The 2952-nt window shown below is 52.1% G+C and carries 1 rRNA gene; it reads right to left on the bottom strand.

Annotation, left to right across the window (positions count from 1 at the left end):
• Nucleotides 1-38: 38 nt before the first annotated feature.
• A 23S ribosomal RNA gene (locus SLW75_RS28160) occupies nucleotides 39-2931 on the bottom strand.
• Nucleotides 2932-2952: the final 21 nt, after the last annotated feature.

Raw genomic sequence — 2952 nt, 5'->3', positions numbered from 1 at the left:
GCAATCTGCTGTCTTTGTGCAGATTGCTTGGGTGTTATATGGTCAAGCCTCACGGGCAATTAGTATTGGTTAGCTCAACGCCTCACAGCGCTTACACACCCAACCTATCAACGTCGTAGTCTTCGACGGCCCTTCAGGGAACTCAAGGTTCCAGTGAGATCTCATCTTGAGGCAAGTTTCCCGCTTAGATGCTTTCAGCGGTTATCTTTTCCGAACATAGCTACCCGGCAATGCCACTGGCGTGACAACCGGAACACCAGAGGTTCGTCCACTCCGGTCCTCTCGTACTAGGAGCAGCCCCTCTCAAATCTCAAACGTCCACGGCAGATAGGGACCGAACTGTCTCACGACGTTCTAAACCCAGCTCGCGTACCACTTTAAATGGCGAACAGCCATACCCTTGGGACCGGCTTCAGCCCCAGGATGTGATGAGCCGACATCGAGGTGCCAAACACCGCCGTCGATATGAACTCTTGGGCGGTATCAGCCTGTTATCCCCGGAGTACCTTTTATCCGTTGAGCGATGGCCCTTCCATACAGAACCACCGGATCACTAAGACCTACTTTCGTACCTGCTCGACGTGTCTGTCTCGCAGTCAAGCGCGCTTTTGCCTTTATACTCTACGACCGATTTCCGACCGGTCTGAGCGCACCTTCGTACTCCTCCGTTACTCTTTAGGAGGAGACCGCCCCAGTCAAACTACCCACCATACACTGTCCTCGATCCGGATAACGGACCTGAGTTAGAACCTCAAAGTTGCCAGGGTGGTATTTCAAGGTTGGCTCCACGCAGACTGGCGTCCACGCTTCAAAGCCTCCCACCTATCCTACACAAGCAAATTCAAAGTCCAGTGCAAAGCTATAGTAAAGGTTCACGGGGTCTTTCCGTCTAGCCGCGGATACACTGCATCTTCACAGCGATTTCAATTTCACTGAGTCTCGGGTGGAGACAGCGCCGCCATCGTTACGCCATTCGTGCAGGTCGGAACTTACCCGACAAGGAATTTCGCTACCTTAGGACCGTTATAGTTACGGCCGCCGTTTACCGGGGCTTCGATCAAGAGCTTCGCGTTAGCTAACCCCATCAATTAACCTTCCGGCACCGGGCAGGCGTCACACCCTATACGTCCACTTTCGTGTTTGCAGAGTGCTGTGTTTTTAATAAACAGTCGCAGCGGCCTGGTATCTTCGACCGGCATGAGCTTACGGAGCAAGTCCTTCACCCTCACCGGCGCACCTTCTCCCGAAGTTACGGTGCCATTTTGCCTAGTTCCTTCACCCGAGTTCTCTCAAGCGCCTTGGTATTCTCTACCCAACCACCTGTGTCGGTTTGGGGTACGGTTCCTGGTTACCTGAAGCTTAGAAGCTTTTCTTGGAAGCATGGCATCAACCACTTCGTGTTCTAAAGAACACTCGTCATCAGCTCTCGGCCTTGAAACCCCGGATTTACCTAAGATTTCAGCCTACCACCTTAAACCTGGACAACCAACGCCAGGCTGGCCTAGCCTTCTCCGTCCCTCCATCGCAATAACCAGAAGTACAGGAATATTAACCTGTTTTCCATCGACTACGCTTTTCAGCCTCGCCTTAGGGACCGACTAACCCTGCGTCGATTAACGTTGCGCAGGAAACCTTGGTCTTTCGGCGTGGGTGTTTTTCACACCCATTGTCGTTACTCATGTCAGCATTCGCACTTCTGATACCTCCAGCAAGCTTCTCAACTCACCTTCACAGGCTTACAGAACGCTCCTCTACCGCATCATCCTAAGATGATACCCGTAGCTTCGGTGCATGGTTTGAGCCCCGTTACATCTTCCGCGCAGGCCGACTCGACTAGTGAGCTATTACGCTTTCTTTAAAGGGTGGCTGCTTCTAAGCCAACCTCCTAGCTGTCTAAGCCTTCCCACATCGTTTCCCACTTAACCATGACTTTGGGACCTTAGCTGACGGTCTGGGTTGTTTCCCTTTTCACGACGGACGTTAGCACCCGCCGTGTGTCTCCCATGCTCGGCACTTGTAGGTATTCGGAGTTTGCATCGGTTTGGTAAGTCGGGATGACCCCCTAGCCGAAACAGTGCTCTACCCCCTACAGTGATACATGAGGCGCTACCTAAATAGCTTTCGAGGAGAACCAGCTATCTCCGAGCTTGATTAGCCTTTCACTCCGATCCACAGGTCATCCGCTAACTTTTCAACGGTAGTCGGTTCGGTCCTCCAGTTAGTGTTACCCAACCTTCAACCTGCCCATGGATAGATCGCCCGGTTTCGGGTCTATTCCCAGCGACTAGACGCCCTATTAAGACTCGCTTTCGCTACGCCTCCCCTATTCGGTTAAGCTCGCCACTGAAAATAAGTCGCTGACCCATTATACAAAAGGTACGCAGTCACCCAACAAAGTGGGCTCCCACTGCTTGTACGCATACGGTTTCAGGATCTATTTCACTCCGCTCTCCGCGGTTCTTTTCGCCTTTCCCTCACGGTACTGGTTCACTATCGGTCAGTCAGTAGTATTTAGCCTTGGAGGATGGTCCCCCCATGTTCAGACAAGGTTTCTCGTGCCCCGTCCTACTCGATTTCATTGACAAGAGATTTTCGCGTACAGGGCTATCACCCACTATGGCCGCACTTTCCAGAGCGTTCCGCTAATCTCAAATCAACTTAAGGGCTGGTCCCCGTTCGCTCGCCACTACTAAGGGAATCTCGGTTGATTTCTTTTCCTCAGGGTACTTAGATGTTTCAGTTCCCCTGGTTCGCTCCATACACCTATGTATTCAGTGTAAGGTAACTGTCTTATGACAGCTGGGTTCCCCCATTCAGACATCTCCGGATCACAGTCTGTTTGCCGACTCCCCGAAGCTTTTCGCAGGCTACCACGTCTTTCATCGCCTCTGACTGCCAAGGCATCCACCGTATGCGCTTCTTCACTTGACCATATAACCCCAAGCAATCTGG

Origin of the sequence: Pseudomonas sp. W5-01, assembly GCF_046540435.1 — a bacterium.
GTDB classification, from domain to species: domain Bacteria; phylum Pseudomonadota; class Gammaproteobacteria; order Pseudomonadales; family Pseudomonadaceae; genus Aquipseudomonas; species Aquipseudomonas graminis_B.
Note: the sequence above shows the minus strand (reverse complement) of the source record. Positions and strands in the feature narration are given on the sequence as shown.